This is a genomic window from Curtobacterium sp. HSID17257 (assembly GCF_003989515.1).
GTDB lineage: Bacteria > Actinomycetota > Actinomycetes > Actinomycetales > Microbacteriaceae > Curtobacterium.
On record NZ_RBLU01000250.1, the window covers coordinates 1 to 551 of the forward strand.

Below are 551 nucleotides of genomic sequence, written 5' to 3' on the forward strand. Positions count from 1 at the left end.
CTGCGCGGCGGGCGGGGACACGGACGCCGATGCCCTGGCGACCCAGGCCGCTGCCGCCGCTGCCCGCGTCGACGCCGCACGCGCGGCCGCCGTCCACGTCGCCGAGGTCGAACAGCGCCGGCTGGCCCACGACGACGAGACCCGAGCGCTCGAACGCGAGCACCACACGGTGCAGGCCGAGCACGCCGTCCTCGTCGCGACGAGCGCGGCCGAGGAGGAACGGCTCGACCACGACACCGCTGCCGTCACGGACGCACGGCTCCGGGCAGCGTCCCTCGCCGTCAGTCCCTGGACCGCAGCCGTCCACGACGACGATCGCGCGCCGGACGACCGCTCCCTCGCACGGACGGTCCGACAGCTCGACGACCTCGCCGCTCGAGCCGTCGAGGTCTCCGCTGCCGAGGCGCAGGCGGCCACGGCCGCGCAGACCGTGGTCGAGCGGACCGGAGAGGTCGCCCGCGCGCTGGCCGAGCAGGGCTTCGACGCGGTCGACGCGGCCCGGGCAGCGCTGCTCCCGCCGGAGCGGGCAACCGCACTGCAGGCCGAGATCG

At 77.0% G+C, this 551-nt stretch carries 1 protein-coding gene and 1 pseudogene; one reads left to right on the forward strand and one right to left on the reverse strand.

Annotated elements, in window-relative coordinates; all coding sequences use genetic code 11:
- The coding region (locus D8M35_RS17150) for a hypothetical protein (RefSeq protein ID WP_238638289.1) at nt 1-184 on the reverse strand (184 nt) is incomplete at its 3' end.
- Here D8M35_RS17150 and D8M35_RS16760 point away from each other — a divergent pair.
- Nucleotides 170-551: pseudogene (locus tag D8M35_RS16760) on the forward strand (hypothetical protein); the annotation flags it as partial. The gene D8M35_RS17150 and the pseudogene D8M35_RS16760 sit on opposite strands and share 15 nt — an antisense overlap.